The following is a 20187-nucleotide window of genomic DNA, read 5'->3' on the forward strand; positions in this document are numbered from 1 at the left end:
AACTCCGAGCTGCAGGCACGCTGCTGCGAACGCCGCCAACGGCGAGTGGAAGTCGGCATGTGCAAGCCAACGCATGCCGACTCCGGCAACGACCGCCCCCTTCTGTATGTGCACGGGCGTGTGCCCAGGCACCGAAAGCGCGCTGCCGGGGCATGCGCCACATGCAGCCGGTGGATCATCCGCCGCTATCGAGCGCGTGCCACGTCCGACTGCACCTGTTGCGCCTGCCGCGCCGACAGACCCACCAGCACGCCGACCATGGCCGTGTAGAAGCTCGCCGCCACCTGGTGCGCGAACATCGATTGGGTCAGGCCGCACAAGGCATAACTGATCACGAGCATCACCCCGGCCGCCGCCGGGCCGCGGAACTGCTGCTGCCCGCTGCGCCGATGCAGTCGCACGAACATCCACAGCGGCACGCCGTAGACGGCAAGCAGCAGCAACAGCCCGGGCACGCCCTGGGTGGCACTCCATTCGGCCAGATCGTTGTGCGCATGCCCCAACTGGCAACGGAACAACGACGGGTCGGCGGCACAGGCCGGCAGGTCGTGCATCGCATCGTCGAAACGCCCAACGCCCACACCGGTCAGCGGATGCGCCGTCACCGTGTCCCAAGCCACATGCAGGCGTTCGATACGGGCACCGGCCGACGAATCGGTGTCGCCCACTTCGTAACGCTGCAGGTCGCGCTGCAATTCGCCCAGGCGCATCTGATCGGTCAGCGCCGGCACGCTGAGCGCGACGCCCACCGCCAGCACCGCGCCGCCGATGAAGGTCAGCAGGCGCACGCGCGTGCTGTGCCAGGGCGCACCCCAGATCAGCACGCCCAGCGTGGCCAGCATCGCCAGCCACACCCCGCGGCTGCCGCTGAGCACGATCACCACCACGCTGGCGACCCCAGCGCCCACCAGCCAGCGCACGCTGCCGAGCGGGCGGCAGAACACCGCCACCACCAGCAACATCAGCACGATGTCGGCAAACACAATGGCGTTGGTGAAGCCTTCGGCGCGGTCGGCACCGTTCATCACCTGCAGCAGCGCGATCAGCATGGCCGCAAACACGCCGACCAAGGCACCGCGCCACAACCACAGCTGGCGCGGCTGCAACGCATAGGCCCACAGCGCCGCCCAAGGCAGCACCAGGAAGCGCGAGCGATTGCCCACATCGCGCAGCCCGTGCTCGAACAACGCGATCGACAGCAGCGACATCGCAATCACCGCCACCGTCAGCCAGCCCACCACGCGCAACGACCACTCGCGCGCGGCAATGGCCTCACGCAAGCTGCGCCAGCCCATCAACGAACTAAGCAGCAGGCACAGGCCGAACGGCAGCAACCCGCTCGGCATGCTCACCACCAGCGCAGTCAATGCGAACGCGCCCAGCTCGGCAATGCGCACGCCTGCCCGCGAGGTGGTCGGGGCAGAGGGCGACAGTGACGCGGGTTGGGGACGCAAGGAATTCATCTACAAATCGGTGGGAAAAGGGAGGCGACGCAGTGCGCGGGCTTCGGCAGCGCCGGCCAAGCTAACGATGCGACGCATGAATCCCTGCTAGACAGCGACCGGCCGCTGCATTGACGCCGTGCCAATGGCACCTGATACGCGTGTGTGCCGGTGGAGTCGGCCGGCTCATTCGGTATCCAGGTTGCCCTGCTCCTTTGCTTCCACCGCACGCTCGCTGGAGCTGGCCACGCAGGGGCCACGCACGGCATCGGCCGGCACCAACCACCAGCGCCGGCGATTGGCCACGCCCACCAACTGGCTGCGGCTGCGATCCACGCAGGCCAGCAATGCGGTCTCCTGTGCCATCAGCCAGCGCTGGCCGGGTTGCTCTGCCTGCCAGGCCACGCCGCGCTGCAATTGGGCTTCCCACGGCACCTTGAAGCCGAAGGTCTGCGCAGGCCGGTCGGCCATCAGCAGGTTCTGCTCCTTCCACGCCACCAGCCCGAGTTGCGCATCCGGGCCGATGCGGCGCCCGGCCTCGCGCATCACCGCACCGGCCGAACTGGAATCGTTGAAGATCGGGTAACACACCAGCCCGAACGCCACCCACCACGCGCCAAGCAGCGAAACCACCGCGAACGCGGAGCGGCGCACGCGCACCAGCAGCAGGCTGACGATGCCCCAGCTACCCACCGCCAGCAGCAGCCAGCCCAGCGGGTCGGTGGCTTCGCTGCCGACCCCGCGGCTGTCCATGATCTTCTGCTCGAAGCCCGGGTGGCCGATCAGCATCGCCACGCCGCCCGCGCTGAACGCCACTGCCAACAGCAGCCCGAACCCGAACAGCAGCCGCTGCACGCCAGCCCGGCGCAGCAGGCCCGGCACCAGCGGCGCCAGCCCCAGGCAGAACATCGGCAGCGCCGGCAGGATGTACACATCGCGCTTGCCGCTTGGAATGGTGAAGAACACCAGCACCAGCAGCCACCAGGCCAGCAGCAGCAGATAGCGCGGATCGCGTCGCTTCAGCCGGCGCCGCCACGCTGGAATCGCCCACGGCAGCAGCAGGATGGTCGGCAGCCACATCGTGGCCATGCTTTGCAGGTGGTACCAGACCGGCTGCGCATGATCCCAGGAGTTGGCGTAGCGCTTGGCGGTCTGGCGCAGCAGGATGTCGTTGAGATACACGCGGTACTCGGGCTGGCCGGCGGTCAGCGCGGTCACCATCATCGGCACGAACCACAGCGCGATCGCCACGAAGAAGAACAGCGGCCCCAGCCAGAAGCGCCGGTCGCGCACGTGCACGCGCACGCCCGGCCAGCCACGCGCCGCTGCAATCCCGGCCGGGATCAGCAGCAGCAGCGCGATGATGCCAACGCCCTTGGTGATCACGCCCAACCCGGCGGCGAACCAGCCCAGCGTCCACCAGCGCCAGGCAGGACCCATCAGCAGATGCCGCAACAAGCCGTAATTGGCCAGGGTGATCCAGAACACCACCAGCGGGTCGATCTGCGCCTTCTTGGCCTGAAAGGTGAAGTGCAGCGTAAACAGCAGCATCCAGGCCGCATACACGCCCACGCGCCGGGTCCACAGCCGCCGGCCCAGATCGTAGACGCAGGCCAATGTGCCCAACGCGGCCAGCAACGACGGCAGCAGGAACGCCACCCGCCAATTGCCCAGCAGCGTGTAGAACAGCGCCTGCAGCCACATCAGCATCGGTGGCTTGTCCGAATACAGCTCGTTGCCGCGATGCGGGAACAACCAGTCGCCGCTCAACACCATCTGCTTGGCCACCAGCGCAAAGCGCGGCTCGTCCGCCGGCCATGGGTCACGCAACCCCAGGCCGGCTCCAATTACCAGCACGGCGGTCATGGCCAGCAACCAGACATCGGTGGAAGCGCGATTCTTGAACATGTCGGGCGGCAGTCGGACGCAGAGGGTGGAGCGCTGGACTTCGCGCGATCAGGAGGCTTTTAGCAAAAGCGCGTAGAAAAATCCGTCGCAGTGCGCCTCGCCTGGAAACCGCTGACGTCCGGCGCCGGCGGCATGCCCGAACTGCGCACCCAAAGGCTGCGCCTGTGCATCGGGAGTGCGCTGCAGAAATGCCTCGACCTGCGCCTGGTTCTCGCGCGCCAACAGCGAACAGGTGGTGTACAGCAATTGTCCACCCGGGCGCAGCGTGCGCCAGGTCGCATCCAGTAGCCGCGCCTGCAGCGCGCACAGCGCATCGATATCGTCGGCGCGCCGGTGCAGCAGCACATCCGGTTGACGACGCACCACGCCGGTGGCCGAACATGGCGCGTCCAGCAGCACCGCATCGAACGGCCGGCCGTCCCACCACGCGTCCGGATCGGCGGCGTCGGCCGCCTGCAATGCAATCTGCGCATCGGGGACTGTGCGCTGCAAGGTCTGCTGCACGCGCTCCAGGCGGCGCGCATCCACATCCAGCGCAGTGAGCTGCAAGCCGGGGTGGCGCTCCAGCAGATGCGCCGCCTTGCCGCCCGGCGCCGCGCAGGCATCGAGCACGCGTGCCGACGGCGCCAGGGTCAACGCATCGGCCACCTGCTGGGCAGAGCCGTCCTGCACCGAAACATCGCCTTCGGCAAAGCCCGGCAACTGGCTCACCGGCACGGCGTTGTGCAGGCGCACCGCATCCGGCAGTACCGCGTCGGTGTGCGCGACGATATCCAGTTCGGCCAGTCGCGCGACATACCTCGCAGGGTCGGTGCGCGAACGCTGCACGCGAAGCCACATCGGCGCCATCTGCGCACTGGCGGTAAAAATGGCTTCGGCACGATCGCCCCAGTCCGCGCGCAGCTGCTTGCGCAGCCACGACGGCCAACCGGCATCGTCGGCCACCGCCGGAAATCCTTCACGCTGGGCGCGCCGCAAGATCGCGTTGACCATGCCGGCCTGACGGGGCCGGCCCAATGCGCGGCACGCATCCACCGTGGCCGACAACGCGGCGTGCGCGGGCAGCTGCAGCACGTCGAGTTGGGCGAAACCGACCATCAGCAGCGCCTTGAGTTCGGCATCGCGGGGCGGCAACGCACGTTCCAGCCATTGCCGCAACGCGACGTCATAGGCCGGACGCCGGCGAATGGCCGCAAAGCAGATCGCCTCCACCAGCGCACGATCGCGCGGATCGCCGATGCCGGGCAAGGTGGCGGCAAGTTCGGCCTTCAACGACCGGCCCTGATCGAACACCGCCGTCAGCACGCGTGCGGCGGCCAGGCGCGAGGCAACGCCGGCGGTTGCGGTATCGGCCGACATCAGCGCAGCGCCGGCAGGTCGCGTCGCGCGTTGAGGTAATCGGCGGCGGTGATCGCCTTGCCGCCCTCGCGCTGGAGCACGCGCACCCGCAGCGCACCCTCACCGCAGGCGATATCGATGCCCTGCTTGCTGGCCGCCAGCAGGGTGCCCGGGGGGTGTTGATGGGCCAGTTCAAGCGCCACCGCGCCATGCAGGCGCACGCGCTCGCCAGCCAGGATCGCCTCGGCCACCGGCCACGGGTTGAACGCTCGCACGCGCCGCGCCAGTTCCTGCGCCGGCTGCGCCCAATCCAGCCGCGCCTGCGCCTTGTCCAGCTTGTGCGCATAGGTCACCCCGTCGGCCGGCTGCGGTTGCGCCACCGGACGGATGCCGGCGCGCAACAGACCCAGGCCATCGGACAGCACTTGCGCGCCCAGCGCGGCCAGCCGGTCGTGCAGCTGCCCACCGGTTTCCTGCTCGCCAATTTCGATGCGCTGCGACAGCAGCACCGGGCCGGTGTCCAACCCGGCTTCCATCTGCATCAGGCACACCCCGGTCTCGGTGTCGCCGGCCTCGATCGCACGCTGGATCGGCGCGGCGCCACGCCAGCGCGGCAGCAACGAGGCATGCACATTCCAGCAGCCGTGCGTCGGCGCGGCCAGCACTGCCTTTGGCAGGATCAACCCGTAAGCCACCACCACCATCAGGTCCGCATCCAGCTTGCGCAACGTCGCCAATGCTTCGGGCGAACGCAGCGTCTGCGGCTGGAACACCGGAATGCCGCGCGCGATCGCCTCCAGCTTGACCGGCGAGGGCGTCAACCCGCGGCCACGCCCGGCGGGGCGATCCGGCTGCGTGTACACCGCCACCACCTCATGCCGCTGCGCGGCGGCACGTAGCGACGGAACGGCAAAATCCGGCGTACCGGCGAAGATGATTCTCATAAGGCTGGGAGTCGGGATTCGGGAGTAGGGATTCGCAACGGCAGGTGTGCTGGCCGGGGCGCGAATGGCGTGGAGCTGAGAGGTAGGAGCAGATTTGTGGGGGATTTGGAAACCTGGCGCCAGAACCGGCGTTGCCCGTCACCATCGAGCGCGAGGCGGGAATCGCAGCCGGCAATTCGATGCCTGCTACGGCAGTGCCTTATCCAATCCCGAATCCCGATCTTTGAGACCATCCGTCTACAGACGGGCCGGTATCGCGATGCGCGGGCAAAGCCCACGAGCCAGATCGCAGCAGACTTCGCATTCGAGGATTCGACACCAGCAGATTCAAAACACTGCAAAAACCCGCTTTTGCCAATCCAGAATCCGCAATTCCCAATCCCGGCCCTCAAGCCACATGCTTGCGCTGTTTGGCCAGCTTCTTGCGCACCATTTCGCGCTTGAGCGGCGAGAGATAATCCACGAACAGCTTGCCGTCCAGGTGGTCCATCTCGTGCTGGATGCACACGGCCAGCAGCCCGTCGGCCTGCAGTTCCTGCGCCTGGCCCTGGCGGTCGAGATAACGCACGGTAATCGCGTCGGCGCGGCTGACATCGGCATAGATGCCGGGCACCGACAGGCAGCCTTCCTGATACAGCTGCTCGCCCTGTTTGCTCACGATCTCGGGGTTGACGAACACCTGCGGCAGGTTTTTCTCGTCGCTGATGTCGATCACCATGAATCGCTTGTGCACGTCCACCTGACTGGCGGCCAGGCCAATGCCGGGCGCCTCGTACATGGTCTGGAACATGTCGTCCAGCAGCGTCTGGAACACCTGGCTGGTGACCTCGGCAGCATCGACCGGCACCGCCTTGGTGCGCAGCCGCGGGTCGGGAAACTCAAGAATTGGGAGCAAAGCCATGGGGTTACCCGTCTGGAAACACCGGCGCGGCGCCGGCAAGACGCTGTCATTCTAGCGCAATGCTTGCGTGACGCCCCGGTTTCTAGACTATAGTGCGCAGACCTGTTGGGGAATCAGGCAAGAAGGCACCTATGTTGAACCGACTTCGTACGGTCGTCGCTGCGGCGATGCTGACCGTCGCGACCTACGCTGCCGCGCAAGCGGTGGGCGAGCATCCAGACACCTATGTGGTCCGCAAGGGCGATACCTTGTGGGACATCGCTGGGCGTTTCCTGCAAAAACCATGGCTGTGGCCGGAAATCTGGCAAGCCAATCCGCAGATTCAGAATCCGCACCTGATCTATCCGGGTGACGTGATCAGCCTGGCCTATCTGGACCGGGTCGGCAAAGGCACGATCCAGCCCGGCCCGCGCCAGGAAGCGCCGATCAACGCCATTCCGCTGGCCGACGTCGAGCCGTTCCTGAAGAACCTGCGCGTGGTCGACGACTTCGACCAGTTGCCGTATGTGGTGGGTCTGGAAGGCGGTCGCACGCGTGCCACCACCGGCCAGGTCGCCTACGTGGTCGGCCTGGAAAACGCGCAGCCGGGCCAGCGCTTTGCGGTGGTTCGCCCGACCGTGAAGTTCAGCCTGCCCAAGCACAACGAAGATCTGGACATGGCCGGCAACATCACCGCCGGCTCGGGCAACATCTGGAAGAACTTCATCGCGCCGAGCACGCGCCGCGAGTTCCTCGGCTACGAGATGGCGCAGGTCAATGTCGGCACCATCACCCGCAGCGCGGCAGGCGGCAACTCCAAGGCGGCGACCCTGCTGTTGCAGGACAGCGGCCGCGAAGTGCGCGCCGGCGATCGCATCGTTGCGGTCGAAGCGCAGCCGTACGATCTGCAGTTCATCCCGCATCCGCCGTCGGAACAGGCGCTGCAGACCGAACTGCGCGTGCTGGCCATCTCCGATGCCTTCACCGTCGGCGGCACGCGCGATGTGATCGCCATCTCCGGCGGCGCCCGCGAAGGCATCAACAACGGCACGGTGTTCTCGATCTGGCGCAAGGGCCGCACGGTCAGCGACCGCGTCAAGCACTCGCGCTTCTCGCGGACCGACGACGATTTCAGCGGCCCGTCCGGCTCCACCGTCGGCCTGCCCGACGAGTACGCCTCGCATGCGATGGTGTTCCGCACCTTCGACAAGGTCAGCTATGCGCTGGTGATGGAAAGCGTCAAGCCGACCGGCCTGGGCTATTTCGTCAAGCATCCTGACGCGCAATAAGCGAAAGATCCGATGCACCAACGCGACGGCGCCCGAGGGCGCCGTCGTCGTTTGCGGCCTAGCCTGGGTGTATGGCCCAAACCGCTCCCGACCTGCGCGCACTGCTCATCCTGCTGCTGGCAGGCGGCCGCAGCCCGCCGCGCCGAAAATTGCTGACCTCGTACGGGTCAGCGTCCGAAATGCTGGCAGCCGGGCCTGGGGCGTGGCGCGCCGCTGGTTGCGATGAGGTGCAGGCTGCGCTGCTGCAGGGCCCCGATCCACAGGCGCTGGAGGCCGGGCTGCGCTGGTGCGAACAGCCCGGCCACCACCTGATCGGCTGGTGCGATCCGGATTACCCGGCCCTGTTGCGGCATATCGCCAATCCGCCGATGGCCTTGTTCGTGGACGGCGACCCCAATGTCCTCTGGCACCCGGGCGTGGCGGTGGTCGGCAGCCGCTCGGCCACTGCCGGCGGCCGCGACCATACCCGCGCATTCGCCTCCAGCCTGGCCTGCGCCGGGCTGAGCATCGTCAGCGGCATGGCCGCCGGCGTGGATGCGATCGCACACGAGGCCGCATTGGCCCAGCACGACGGCATCACCGTGGCGGTGGTCGGCACAGGTGTCGATGTCGCCTATCCCGAGCGGCACCAAGGCTTGCGCGATCGCATCGCCGAACGCGGCGCGGTGGTCAGCGAATATCTGCCGGGCACTGCTCCGGTCGCGGCGCACTTTCCGGCCCGCAACCGGATCATTGCCGGGCTGGCACTGGGGACGCTGGTGGTCGAAGCGGCGATGCGTTCGGGCGCACTGATTACCGCCCGGCTGGCGGCCGAAGCAGGGCGCGAGGTGTTCGCCCTCCCCGGCTCGCTGCACAATCCGCTCGCGCGCGGCTGCCATCACCTGATCCGGCAGGGCGCCACGCTGGCGCAGGAGCCTGCACAGGTCATCGAAGGACTGGGCCAGCTGTCTGGCGAATTGGCCAGCGCCTTGCGCGAGCGCCTGGCCGCCCCCACTGAATTGCCCAGCAAGGCAACCACCAGTGCTGGCGCCGGTCCCGCCCGCTCCGATCCCGACTACCAGCGCTTGTGGCAAGCGCTGGGCCACGACCCAACCCCTATGGATTCATTGGTGCAGCGCACCGGATTGACGGCCGCCGCGCTGTCCTCCATGCTGCTCATCATGGAACTGGAGGGAGACGTGGTCACCGAGCACGGTCGCTATACCCGCAATCCTTAGTTTCTTCACCTCCACAGCGTCGCGCGACGCAGGCCGAGGGCAATGAAAGAGAGCATTCTCGATGTACTGCTGTACCTGTTTGAACATTACTTCAGCGAAGACGCGGACCTGGTCCGTGACCGTGACTCGCTTCAAAATGGCCTGATCCAGGCCGGTTTCAGTCCCGCAGAAATCAGCAAGGCCTTCGATTGGCTGGACGCGCTTTCCGAGCAGCGGCCCAGCGTCGCGCGCCCGCATGTCGATGGACCGGTGCGTATCTATCACGGGCCGGAGCTGGACAAGCTCGATGTCGACTGCCGCGGGTTTCTGCTGTTCCTTGAGCAACACCGCATTCTCGACGCCGACCAGCGCGAGTTGGTGCTGGACCGCGCCATGGCGCTGGATCAGGACGAACTGGATCTGGACGACCTCAAGTGGGTGGTGCTGATGGTGTTGTTCAACCAGCCCGGGGCGGAAGCGGCCTACGCCTGGATGGAAACCCAGATGTTCCTGGACGAGCCTGAACCCGTACACTGAGCGTTGAAGCCGCCACGGATGTGCGTGCAGGGGAACGGGGATGCGCAGTTGGTATTACGCCGATGGCCACCGCCATCGGCATGGTCCGGTGGCCGACGACGTCTTGCTGGGCCTGTATCGCGATCGCGTGATCGCCCTGGATACGCTGGTCTGGCGCGAAGGCCTGGACAACTGGTTGCCGCTGTCAGCGTGCGCCGACACCCTGGGCCCGCCAGTCTCCACGGATGTGCGTGCGGGCGCGGTTCCGCCGCCGTTGCCGCCTGCCGCGGCGCACATTGCGCCTGCCCAGTCGTCTGTCGCGCCACCAGTGCAGCCGCGTCGCAATGGCCCCGGCTGGCCGCTGGTTGCAGTGCTGGGTGCGCTGGCCGGTGTTTTCGTGATGGTGGGCGTCATCGGCATCCTCGCTGCGATCGCGTTCCCGGCCTACAACGATTACCTGAGCCGCGCCAAGGTCGCCGAGGCGGTCGGCGAACTGGCCGCATTGAAGCCGCAGATCACCGGATTCCTGGCCAGTGAGGGCCGCTGCCCGGTCAATGACGACGCGGGGTTCAAGCCACCCGAGCAGTACGCGAGCGAGCGGCTGAGCAGCGTGCGCATCGGCCGTTTCGAGGGCAGCGAATGCGGCATCGAAGCCGTGCTCCATGCGCCCAAGTCGGCCAGAATCGACGGCAAGGCCGTGTGGCTGGAGCTGGATGCGGATGCCGGCAGCTGGCACTGCAGTTCCGAAATCGACGACACCCAACTTCCACCGGATTGCCGCGGCTGACTGCCTGCTGCATGCCGATCGCTACACGTTAAGGGGACAACATGACGCAGTGGTACTACGCCGACGCACAGCGGCAGCGCCAGGGGCCGGTGGACACGGACACGCTTCGCGCGCGCCTGTCGCAGGGCATCATCGACCGTTCCAGCCTGGTCTGGCGCGAAGGTCTGGCGCAGTGGGTGGCACTGCACGAGATCGAGGGCGAGCTGGGCTTGGACAGCGCGGCGGCGGCCGCGGCCCCGGAAGCCGGCGGGCAGATGCCGGCGGATGCGGCAAGCCATGCACCATTGTCGGCTGCGCATCCCGGCCACGACGCGCCGGCGACAGGTTCGCCCACCGCGACCCTGCCGATCGATGACCACGCCAGGGGGACATCGCACTGGCAACCGGCAGCTGCCGATGGCGGCATTGAGGGTGCGGGTGCAGGCACCAGCGCCAGCGATACCGGCGCGGCTGCCGGTGCCGATCACCGCCCGGCAATCGCCCCATTACACCGGCCACACGATCAATCCCCTTCATCAGACACCTCGGCATGGTCCAACACGCCGCTGGCGTCAGATCCAAGCCCGACCACGCCCTCGGGCACCACGTGGCCACCGGGTTACACCGCGGCAGCGGCGACCACGCCACCTCCAGGGGCCTGGGATGCCCCGGCCCTCGCCGCGCCCGCCGCAGACACGGCGCTGCAGGATGCGCCAGTGGTCTACGCCGGGCTCTGGCGGCGCGTGGCCGCCAGCATTCTCGATAGCCTGATCACCACCTTTGCGGTGTACCTGATCGTGATTCCGCTGGTGTTCGTGGTGGCGCTGGTCACCACGCGCGGCGATTCGGGTTCGGCGCTGGACGACGGCAGTGCGCTCGGCATCGCCATCGTGGTGATGTCCTACGGCATCGGCCTGGCCATCCCGACGCTGTATTTCGCCTGGATGCAGTCCAGCCGGCATCAGGCCAGCCTGGGCAAGCTCGCCTGCGGCATCAAGCTGGTGCGCGCCGACAGCAACGGCGGGCGGGTCGGATTCTGGCGCAATGTGCTGCGCTATCTGGCCTACATGCTGATCAGCGTGCTCACCCTGGGCATCGGCGTGATCGTGGCGGCCTTCATGGCCGGCATGACCGCGCGCAAGCAGGCTCCGCACGACAAGGTCTGCGACACCCTGGTGGTGGACCGTTGGGCATTCACCGAGCATCCGGAGCGGCAATCCAGGGGTCTGGATACCGTGTCCATCGTGGTTCTGGCCATTTACGCGGTGATCCTGGTGCTCTCGGTGGTGGCCGTCGCCTTCATGCTGGCGGCGATCGGAATGAGCCAGCGCTAGCAATTCGCGGCGCCGGCCGCTTGACACGGCGGCGTCCGCCGTGATCTTTCTAATAAGAGAACTGAACGCCCGGGAGTCCTTCCCGGGCGTTAACGCGTGGGAAACGGTCGATCTGCTTCCCTCGACCGGCCAATTAGGCCACGCTACCCGCCCCCCGGGCTCCGCCCCAAGAAGTTGCCACCATGCCCAAGCACCTGCTCATCGTCGAATCGCCCGCCAAGGCCAAGACGATCAATAAATACCTCGGCAAGGACTTCACCGTCCTGGCCTCGTATGGGCACGTGCGCGACCTGGTCCCCAAGGAAGGCGCGGTTGATCCGGACAACGGCTTTGCGATGCGTTACGACCTGATCGAGAAGAACGAGAAGCACGTCGAAGCCATTGCGCGTGCCGCCAAGAGTGCCGACGACATCTTTCTGGCGACCGACCCGGACCGCGAGGGCGAGGCGATCAGCTGGCACATCGCCGAGATCCTGAAAGAGCGCGGCCTGCTCAAGGACAAGCCGATGCAGCGGGTGGTGTTCACCGAGATCACCCCGCGCGCGATCAAGGAGGCGATGGCAAAGCCACGCATGATCGCAGGCGACCTGGTGGATGCGCAGCAGGCGCGCCGCGCGCTCGATTACCTGGTCGGCTTCAACCTCTCGCCGGTGCTGTGGCGCAAGGTGCAGCGCGGACTGTCCGCTGGCCGCGTGCAATCGCCGGCGCTGCGCATGATCGTCGAGCGCGAAGAAGAGATCGAAGCCTTTATCCCGCGCGAATACTGGTCCATCGATGCGCACTGTCGGCATCCCTCGCAGGCGTTCAATGCGCGGCTGATCAAGCTGGACGGGCAGAAGTTCGAGCAGTTCACCGTGACCGACGGCGACACCGCCGAGGCGGCGCGCCTGCGCATCCAGCAGGCCGCGCAAGGCGTGCTGCATGTCACCGACGTGGCCAGCAAGGAGCGTAAGCGCCGCCCCGCCCCGCCGTTCACCACCTCCACGCTGCAGCAGGAAGCCTCGCGCAAGCTCGGCTTCACCACCCGCAAGACCATGCAGGTGGCGCAGAAGTTGTACGAAGGCGTGGCACTCGGCGACGAAGGCTCGGTCGGTCTGATCAGCTACATGCGTACCGACTCGGTGAACCTGTCGCAGGACGCGCTGGCGGAAATCCGCGATGTGATCGCGCGCGATTTCGGCACCGCTTCGCTGCCCGACCAGCCCAACGCCTACACCACCAAGTCCAAGAACGCGCAGGAAGCCCACGAAGCGGTGCGCCCGACCTCCGCGCTGCGCACGCCTGCGCAAGTGGCGCGCTTCCTGTCCGAGGACGAGCGCCGCCTGTACGAGCTGATCTGGCGCCGCGCAGTGGCCTGCCAGATGATTCCGGCCACGCTCAATACGGTCAGCGTGGACCTGTCGGCCGGCAGCGAGCACGTGTTCCGCGCCAGCGGCACCACCGTGGTGGTCCCGGGCTTTCTGGCCGTGTACGAAGAAGGCAAGGACACCAAGAGCAGCGAGGACGAAGATGAGGGCCGCAAGCTGCCGCTGATGAAGGCCGGCGACAACGTCCCGCTGGACCGCATCGTCACCGATCAGCACTTCACCCAGCCGCCGCCGCGCTTCACCGAAGCGGCGCTGGTCAAGGCGCTGGAGGAATACGGCATCGGCCGTCCCTCCACCTATGCCTCGATCATCCAGACCCTGCAGTTCCGCAAATACGTCGAGATGGAAGGCCGCAGCTTCCGCCCCACCGACGTCGGCCGGGCGGTGTCCAAGTTCCTGTCCGGGCATTTCACCCGCTACGTCGATTACGACTTCACCGCCAATCTGGAAGACGATCTGGATGCGGTGTCGCGCGGCGAAGCCGAGTGGATCCCGTTGATGGAGAAGTTCTGGGGCCCGTTCAAGGAATTGGTCGAAGATAAGAAAGACTCGCTGGACAAGACCGATGCCGGCAGCGTGCGCGTGCTCGGCACCGACCCGAAAAGCGGCAAGGAAGTCAGCGCGCGCATCGGCCGCTTTGGCCCGATGGTGCAGATCGGCACGGTTGAAGACGAGGACAAGCCCACCTTCGCATCGCTGCGTCCTGGCCAGAGCATCTATTCGATCTCGCTGGAAGACGCGCTGGAACTGTTCAAGATGCCGCGCCTGCTCGGCCAGGACCAGGACCAGGACGTCAGCGTGGGCATCGGCCGTTTCGGCCCGTTCGCGCGCCGCGGCAGCACCTATGCCTCGCTGAAGAAGGAAGACGACCCCTACACCATCGACCTGGCGCGCGCGGTCTTCCTGATCGAAGAGAAGGAAGAGATCGCACGCAACCGGGTGATCAAGGAATTCGACGGCAGCGACATCCAGGTACTCAACGGACGCTTCGGCCCGTACATCAGCGACGGCAAGCTCAATGGCAAGATCCCCAAGGATCGTGAGCCGGCGTCGTTGACGTTCGAAGAAGTGCAGCAGCTGCTGGCCGACACCGGCAAGCCCGTGCGCAAGGGCTTTGGCGCCAAGAAGGCCACCCTGAAGAAGAATACGGTCAAGGATTCGGCGCCGAAGAAGCCTGCCGTCAAGAAGACCGCGACCAAGACCGCGGCCAGCAAGACCGCTGTCAAGAAGGCGCCGGCCAAGAAGACCGCTGCCAAAACGGCCGCCAAGCGCGTGGTCAAGAAAACCGTGAGCAAGGCCGCAGGCTGAGAGGCGCAGCATGACCGACACACTCGACCTGGATCGCGCCGTCGCCACACTGACGCAGGGCGGCGTGATCGCCTACCCGACCGAAGCGGTGTGGGGACTGGGATGCGACCCGCGCCAGGAGGCGGCCGTACTGCGGCTGCTGGAGATCAAGCGGCGCCCGGTGGAGAAAGGCGTGATCGTGGTGGCGTCGAGTGTGGACCTGCTGCGCGACTGGGTCGACATCGACGCACTGGAGCCGGCACGCCGGCAGGACGTGCTGGCCAGCTGGCCCGGCCCGCACACCTGGATCCTGCCGGTCACCGCTCGGGCGCCGCGCTGGGTCACCGGCGAACATGACGGGCTAGCGGTACGCATCAGCGCGCATCCCGTGGTGGCAGCGCTGTGCGCGGCCTGGGGGGCGCCGCTGGTGTCGACCAGCGCCAACCTGGCCGGCGAGCCGCCGGCGCGCAGCCGCGCCGCCCTGGATCCGGCATTGCTGGCGACGATCGACGGCGTGGTGGATGGCGAGACCGGCGCCCTGGCGCAGCCGACCCAGATCCGCGACGCACGCAGCGGGCAGATCCTGCGCGACTGAGTGCGGCCGAGAAACGGCCGCGCAGCCATGAGGCGCGCGCGGCGGGTCCATTGGTCGTCTATCCCCACGCCGAATGTTCCGGGCCGTCGCCCTTGGCGGCCTACCTGGCCACTGCCTGGCATTCCGGAAGCAGGCCGCAGCCATCCGGTGCGTTGTCGCCTCGCCCCTGCACACCGTTCGTTCAGCCGCACCCCCTTTGCGGCGGCCGCACGGACGCGCACACTGCAGCCATGCGTACCGTCCTGACTCTTCTGCTGCTCGCCGCGGCGCTGCCGGCGTCGGCCGCCACCACCGCGAGCAAACCCGACCCGAATGTGCGGGTCTATCGCTGCGTGAGCAGCACCGGCACTGTCGCCCTGCAGGATGCACCCTGCAGCAGCGGTCGCCAGCAGGTGCTGGATCTGCAACGGCCGCAAGACCCGCCGCCGCGTCCAGCGCGCGTGGAGCCGCCGGCACCGGTCGCCGCAGCGCCCACGCATGAGGTCCGCATCGTTACCGTGCAACCGCCACAGCCGATGTACGAGTGCACCACCGAAGACGGCAACCGCTACACAAGCGACAGCCCGGAAGGCAATCCGCGCTGGGTGCCGACCTGGGGGCCCGCCTATGTGGGCAACACCATTGCTCCCCCGGTCCGCGGCGGTGGCGGCATCCAGCGTCCACCGATCTCGGTGAGCCCGCGTCCGGCGATCTCGGTGCAGGGTGGCTCCGGACGAGGAAGCGTTCGCGGCAGCGCAAGCTTCGGCGTAGATAGCTACCAAGGCGGCTATCAGGGCGGTTACAACGGCGGCGGATACGGCGGCACGGTCATCGTGCCGTACGGCAACGTGCAGATCCGCGACGAATGCCACGCCCTGCCCGCACAGGAAGTCTGCGCGCGGCTGGCCGACCGCCGTTGGGAGCTGATCCGCCGCTACAACAGCGCGCTGCAGAGCGAGCGCGAGGATCTCAGCCGCGAACAGCGCGGCATCGAGGCACGCCAGCAACGCGACTGCGGCGGCGCATGAGGCGCTGGCCGTTATTGGGCGCAATGACGCTCAGCATGATGGCGCTCGGTTCGCTGGCCGGCGCGCAGGAAGTGGCCATCTATCGCTGTACCGATCCGACTGGCGCACTGACGGTGCAGAACATGCCGTGCCCGAAGGGCATGCAACAACAGAAGAAGCTGATGACCGCACCGGCGGCGGTGCCATTCGCGCCCGGCGGCGCTACCAACCCAGCGCCTGCACCTGCGATGCCAGCGGCGCAACCACGGGCTGCTGCGCAGGCGGCTGCATCGGCACCCGCCGCACCGGCCACGCCCGCCGCACCGCCAGCACCGACGGTTACCTCGACATCGACCCTGCCACCGCCGCCGCTGTTCGAGTGCACCGCACACGACAACGGGCGTTACTTTACCGAAGACCGCGAACCGGCCACGCGCTGCCTGCCGATGCAGACCACCAATCTGGCCGGCGGCCCGGCCACCGGGGGCGGCAGCGCCTGCGAGGTGGTCACCGACCGCTGCGCGCCGGTGCCGGACCAGAGCCTGTGCGAGGCCTGGCGCAAACGCGCCGAGCAGGCCGAATCCACCTGGCGCTTCTCCGATGACGCGCAGTCGGCCGAACGCAAACAACGCTATGAGCAGATGCGCCGGGTTCTCGACGAGAGCCGTTGCGCCAATCCGGCCGCCACGCCCTGAGCACGCCTGTCGCGCGATGAGCCAACGGGTCTGGACGGTTGGCGGGCAATCGCCATTTGGCTGAAAGACGACGCGCAGCATGGGCGGGTGCATGAACATGGTGCATGAACATGCCGGCTCTGCGTCCATGCGCATCCACTCGGAACCAGGCGGTATGTGTCGCCTGCGCTAGAACCCGTAGCGCAAGAAGCCGCCGTCCACCGCGATGCATTCGCCGGTGATGTAACTGGCAGCCGGCAGACACAAAAAACCCACTGCCGCGGCAACTTCTTCCGGTTCGCCAATGCGGCGCATCGGCGTGCGTTCGATGACCTGTTCGTAGTAGTCCGGATCCGACAACGGACCGGAGGTGCGGCGGGTGCGGATGTACCACGGCGCCACTGCGTTGACGCGGATGCCGTCTTCGGCCCACTCCACCGCCAGGTTGCGCGTCATTTGCTGCAACGCCGCCTTGGTCATGCCGTACGGCGCGCCGCTGCGCACATGGGTGATGCCCGAGACGCTGCCGACGTTGACGATGGCCGAGGCTGCGTGTTGCGCCAACAACGGGTGCGCATAACGCGACAGTTCGAATGCGGAAAACACGTTGGTTTCGAAGATGCCGCGCCACTCGTCTTCGGTGTAATCGATCGCGGCGCGGGTCACGTTGCCGCCGGCGTTGTTGATCAGCAGATGCAGGCCGTCGGCGTGGTCTTCCACCCAATCCAGGATCGCGCGGCGCTCTTCATCGTCGGAGACATCGGCGGCCAGCCCGTGCAGTTCGCGCTCGGGAAACTCGTCGGCAAGCTCATCGCGCGCCTGCGCCAGGGCATCGGCATCGCGCGCCACCATCAGCAGGTCGGCACCGAAGCCGAGCAGCTCGCGCGCGATGGCAAGACCAATCCCGGCACTGGCGCCGGTGATGAGGGCGGTCTGTCCATCCAGCCGCCAACGGTGCGTTGTCACGTGGTAATCCTCTTCAAAGCGCAGGAAACGGCCGCTGCAACGCAGTTGACGCGCATGCGTGGCCCGGGCGTTAGAGCGTGTTGTGCACGTTGAGATGAGATGCGTTGGCCGCCAGCGGTGCGGAGCGGGTGCTGCGCGGCGCCGGCTTGGCTGGCGCCAAGGCAAGCCGCGCGGCGCCTGCTCCATGCCGCTGGCGGCCAACCCGCCGGGAAGCAATCACCTCAACGTACATAACACGCTCTAGGATAACGCCACCCCAAGCGAGGTCACGACGATGAAGATGCATTGGATGCTTGCGGTTGGTCTGGCGTTGTCGCTGGGCGCCTGTCAGCGGCCGCAGCCCGCGCCCACCGATCAGAAGCCCGATCCGCAAGCCACCGCCTTGCGCGACCACATCCAGCAACCGTTGAACAAGGCGCACGCGGTGCAGGCCGCAACCGACCAGGCGGCCGACGATCAGCGCAAGGCGATCGATGCCGCCACGCAGTAGCAAAACCTCGGCAACCGGTGAACTGGCGCCCTGAAGCGCCTGCAGTTGGTGCCAATCAGCGCACGGATGTGCCAATAGCCACCGGTGAACGCCTGCCAAGGCTGTAACTGCACTCAGCACGACATGCGCGATACGAGTGGCCGATGGTTGCGCGCTCGACGATTGCTGCGTGGGTCTTGCCGCCTGCTTCGTTCGTTCGGCCGTTCAAATCACCGCATCATCCGCGCGCACACAACAACGCCGGCACATCGCCGGCGTTGTCGATGCATCAAGTGCGCACTGAGCGCAACGCGTCAGAACCCGCAGAAGCAGTAGGCCAGCGACTTGACCGGCGTGCCGCCTGCCTTGCTGTCGTGCACGGCGCTTTCGACAAAGCGCAGCTGCGTATCCACTTCCGGCAACGAGCGGGCCAGCAGCGCGCGCGCCATGCCCGAGTCGCCCAGCATCCAGGCGCCCATGCGGCTGCCGGCAAACCCGCTCATGAACTGCGAGAACGGCGTGGCCGGCTTTTCCACATAGCGCACGCGGAACTTGCCGCGGCTCAGCTTGGCGCGGTCGGCCGCATCGGCCACCGCTTCGGACATGCCGCCGAACGCATCCACCAATCCACGCTCCTTGGCCTGCGCGCCGCTCCACACACGGCCACGCGCCACCTTGTCGATCGCCTCCACCGACTGGTGACGCGCCTGCGCCACCTTGCCGGTGAAGTCGGCGTAGCCCTTGTTGATCACCGCCTGGATGACCTGGCCGGCAGCCGGATCCAGCGGACGGGTGATGTCGAACGCACCGGCGAACCGCGTGGTGGCCACGCCGTCGGTGTGCACGCCGATCTTGTCCAGCGCGCGGGTCAGGTTCGGCACCATGCCGAAGATGCCGATGGAGCCGCTGATGGTCGACGGGTCGGCGTAGATGCGATCGGCATTCATGCTGATCCAGTAACCGCCGGACGCGGCCAGATCGCCCATCGACACCACCACCGGCTTGCCGGCCTGCTTGAGCGCAACCACTTCGCGGCGGATCTGCTCGGAGGCGAAGACTTCGCCACCGGGCGAATCCACGCGCAGCACCACCGCCTTCACTTCCTCGTCGTCGCGCGCCTGGCGCAGCAGCGCCGCCGTGGACTCGCCACCGATGCGTCCGGCCGGCTGTTCGCCACCGCTGATCTCGCCCGCCGCCACCACCACCGCCACCTGCGGGCGACTGTCCATCGGCGAACGCTGCGCCTGCAGCTGGCTCAGATAATCGTTGAACCCGATATTGCGGAAACCGCTGTCGGCATCGCTGTCGGCCACACCGCGCTTGACCAGCAGCGCATCGACTTCTTCGCGCGTCTTGAGCCCGTCCACCAGCTTCTGTTGCAGCGCGAACTTGGCCAGGTCGCCACCGGCGGCGGCCACGCCTTCGGGCAGCGTGTCGATGCCGGCAGCCAGCTGCGCCGGGCTCAGCTTGCGCGCGGTGCCCACGTCGGCCAGATAGCGCTGCCACACATCGTTCATCCAGAACAAATCCGCTTCCTTGGCATCGGCCGAGGCCGCGTCCAGGATGTACGGCTCGGCTGCAGACTTGTACTCGCCGACGCGGAACAGATGCACGTCCACGCCGAGCTTGTCCTGCAGGCCTTCGCGGAAGTACTGGCGATAGCGGCCAAGGCCTTCCAGCAACACGCTGCCCATCGGGTCCAGATACACCTCGTTGGCCTGTGCGGCGAGCAGGTACTGGCCCTGGCTCATGCTCTCGCTGAAGGCCACGATCTGCTTGCCGGAGGCGCGCAACTTCTGCAATGCGACGGCCACTTCGCGTTGGGAAGCAAATCCGGACGGTTGCAGCTTGTCCAGGTTCAACAGCACGCGCTCGATCTTGCGGTCCTTGCCCGCCGCCTCGATCACGCGCACCAGGTCGCGCAGTTGCACTTCTTCGGCGCTCTTGTCGCCGACCGCCTTGGCCAGCGACCGGCTGACCGGGTCGGCACTGAATTGTTCGACCAGCGTGCCTTCCGGGTTGATCACCAGGGTGGTGCGCTCGGCCAGCGGCTTGGTGCCATCGCCACGCGCCAGCGCCACCACGAACACCAGCAGCAGCAGGAACAGGAAACCGAAGAACACCAGGTTGAAAATCAGGCGCCGGGTGAAATTCATCACATCCCACAGGCCGACGAAGAAGCTGGCGATGGGATTGCGACGCACGGGGTGGTTCATGGAAAGCTCCGTCG

The 20187-nt window shown here is 67.0% G+C and carries 17 protein-coding genes; 10 read left to right on the plus strand and 7 right to left on the minus strand.

Annotation, left to right across the window (positions count from 1 at the left end; genetic code table 11):
- Positions 1-185: 185 nt before the first annotated feature.
- The 5 genes from ACCQ15_RS18905 to def all read right to left on the minus strand — a co-directional run bounded on the left by ACCQ15_RS18905 (position 186) and on the right by def (position 6533).
- On the minus strand, positions 186-1463 hold the full coding sequence (locus tag ACCQ15_RS18905; RefSeq protein ID WP_011348779.1) for an O-antigen ligase family protein: 1278 nt from the start codon (positions 1461-1463) through the stop codon (positions 186-188).
- A gap of 165 nt (positions 1464-1628) precedes the next feature.
- Positions 1629-3350 carry an ArnT family glycosyltransferase gene (locus tag ACCQ15_RS18910; RefSeq protein WP_372380939.1) on the minus strand — a complete coding sequence of 574 codons (1722 nt, stop codon included), beginning with the start codon at positions 3348-3350 and terminating at the stop codon, positions 1629-1631.
- 48 nt (positions 3351-3398) lie between these two features.
- Positions 3399-4709 (minus strand): 16S rRNA (cytosine(967)-C(5))-methyltransferase RsmB, encoded by a 1311-nt coding sequence (gene rsmB, locus ACCQ15_RS18915; RefSeq protein WP_218555239.1) that lies wholly within the window; start codon positions 4707-4709, stop codon positions 3399-3401.
- Positions 4709-5632 (minus strand): methionyl-tRNA formyltransferase, encoded by a 924-nt coding sequence (gene fmt, locus ACCQ15_RS18920; protein WP_014091217.1) that lies wholly within the window; start codon positions 5630-5632, stop codon positions 4709-4711. The genes rsmB and fmt overlap by 1 nt, the downstream gene beginning before the upstream one ends.
- Positions 5633-6020: 388 nt before the next feature.
- Positions 6021-6533, minus strand: coding sequence for a peptide deformylase (gene def / locus ACCQ15_RS18925; RefSeq protein ID WP_372380940.1), 513 nt, complete (start codon positions 6531-6533; stop codon positions 6021-6023).
- Positions 6534-6664: 131 nt separating this feature from the next.
- Between def and ACCQ15_RS18930 the strand changes: the two genes are divergently transcribed.
- The 9 genes from ACCQ15_RS18930 (at position 6665) to ACCQ15_RS18970 (ending at position 16543) form a co-directional block, all read left to right on the plus strand.
- Complete coding sequence (locus ACCQ15_RS18930) at positions 6665-7801, plus strand: LysM peptidoglycan-binding domain-containing protein (RefSeq protein ID WP_017157054.1); 1137 nt, start codon at positions 6665-6667, stop codon at positions 7799-7801.
- Between the two features lie 71 nt (positions 7802-7872).
- Positions 7873-9018 (plus strand): DNA-processing protein DprA, encoded by a 1146-nt coding sequence (dprA, locus tag ACCQ15_RS18935; RefSeq protein WP_014091219.1) that lies wholly within the window; start codon positions 7873-7875, stop codon positions 9016-9018.
- Between the two features lie 42 nt (positions 9019-9060).
- Complete coding sequence (locus ACCQ15_RS18940; RefSeq protein WP_003484452.1) at positions 9061-9534, plus strand: DUF494 family protein; 474 nt, start codon at positions 9061-9063, stop codon at positions 9532-9534.
- A 40-nt stretch (positions 9535-9574) separates the two neighbouring features.
- Complete coding sequence (locus ACCQ15_RS18945) at positions 9575-10300, plus strand: pilin (protein WP_277574523.1); 726 nt, start codon at positions 9575-9577, stop codon at positions 10298-10300.
- Positions 10301-10341: 41 nt separating this feature from the next.
- Complete coding sequence (locus tag ACCQ15_RS18950) at positions 10342-11613, plus strand: RDD family protein (protein WP_014091220.1); 1272 nt, start codon at positions 10342-10344, stop codon at positions 11611-11613.
- Positions 11614-11795: 182 nt separating this feature from the next.
- Positions 11796-14288, plus strand: coding sequence for a DNA topoisomerase I (locus ACCQ15_RS18955; protein WP_011348788.1), 2493 nt, complete (start codon positions 11796-11798; stop codon positions 14286-14288).
- A 10-nt stretch (positions 14289-14298) separates the two neighbouring features.
- Positions 14299-14862, plus strand: a complete 564-nt coding sequence (gene tsaC / locus ACCQ15_RS18960) for an L-threonylcarbamoyladenylate synthase type 1 TsaC (protein WP_008572029.1) — start codon at positions 14299-14301, stop codon at positions 14860-14862.
- A 230-nt stretch (positions 14863-15092) separates the two neighbouring features.
- Positions 15093-15869, plus strand: a complete 777-nt coding sequence (locus ACCQ15_RS18965; RefSeq protein ID WP_008572028.1) for a hypothetical protein — start codon at positions 15093-15095, stop codon at positions 15867-15869.
- Between the two features lie 23 nt (positions 15870-15892).
- Positions 15893-16543 carry a DUF4124 domain-containing protein gene (locus ACCQ15_RS18970; RefSeq protein WP_005911401.1) on the plus strand — a complete coding sequence of 217 codons (651 nt, stop codon included), beginning with the start codon at positions 15893-15895 and terminating at the stop codon, positions 16541-16543.
- Between the two features lie 168 nt (positions 16544-16711).
- Here the strand turns inward: ACCQ15_RS18970 and ACCQ15_RS18975 are convergent, their stop codons facing one another.
- Positions 16712-17488 carry an SDR family oxidoreductase gene (locus ACCQ15_RS18975; protein WP_005911403.1) on the minus strand — a complete coding sequence of 259 codons (777 nt, stop codon included), beginning with the start codon at positions 17486-17488 and terminating at the stop codon, positions 16712-16714.
- Between the two features lie 274 nt (positions 17489-17762).
- On the opposite strand from ACCQ15_RS18975, the gene ACCQ15_RS18980 reads away from it, so the two are divergent.
- A complete protein-coding gene (locus tag ACCQ15_RS18980; protein ID WP_003484467.1) occupies positions 17763-17978 on the plus strand; it encodes a hypothetical protein in 216 nt (71 codons plus the stop codon).
- A 293-nt stretch (positions 17979-18271) separates the two neighbouring features.
- Here ACCQ15_RS18980 and sppA read toward each other — a convergent pair whose 3' ends face one another.
- Positions 18272-20173, minus strand: coding sequence for a signal peptide peptidase SppA (sppA, locus tag ACCQ15_RS18985; RefSeq protein WP_014091225.1), 1902 nt, complete (start codon positions 20171-20173; stop codon positions 18272-18274).
- Positions 20174-20187: the final 14 nt, after the last annotated feature.

This window comes from Xanthomonas sp. NCPPB 1754, from assembly GCF_041475725.2.
Lineage (GTDB): Bacteria > Pseudomonadota > Gammaproteobacteria > Xanthomonadales > Xanthomonadaceae > Xanthomonas > Xanthomonas euvesicatoria.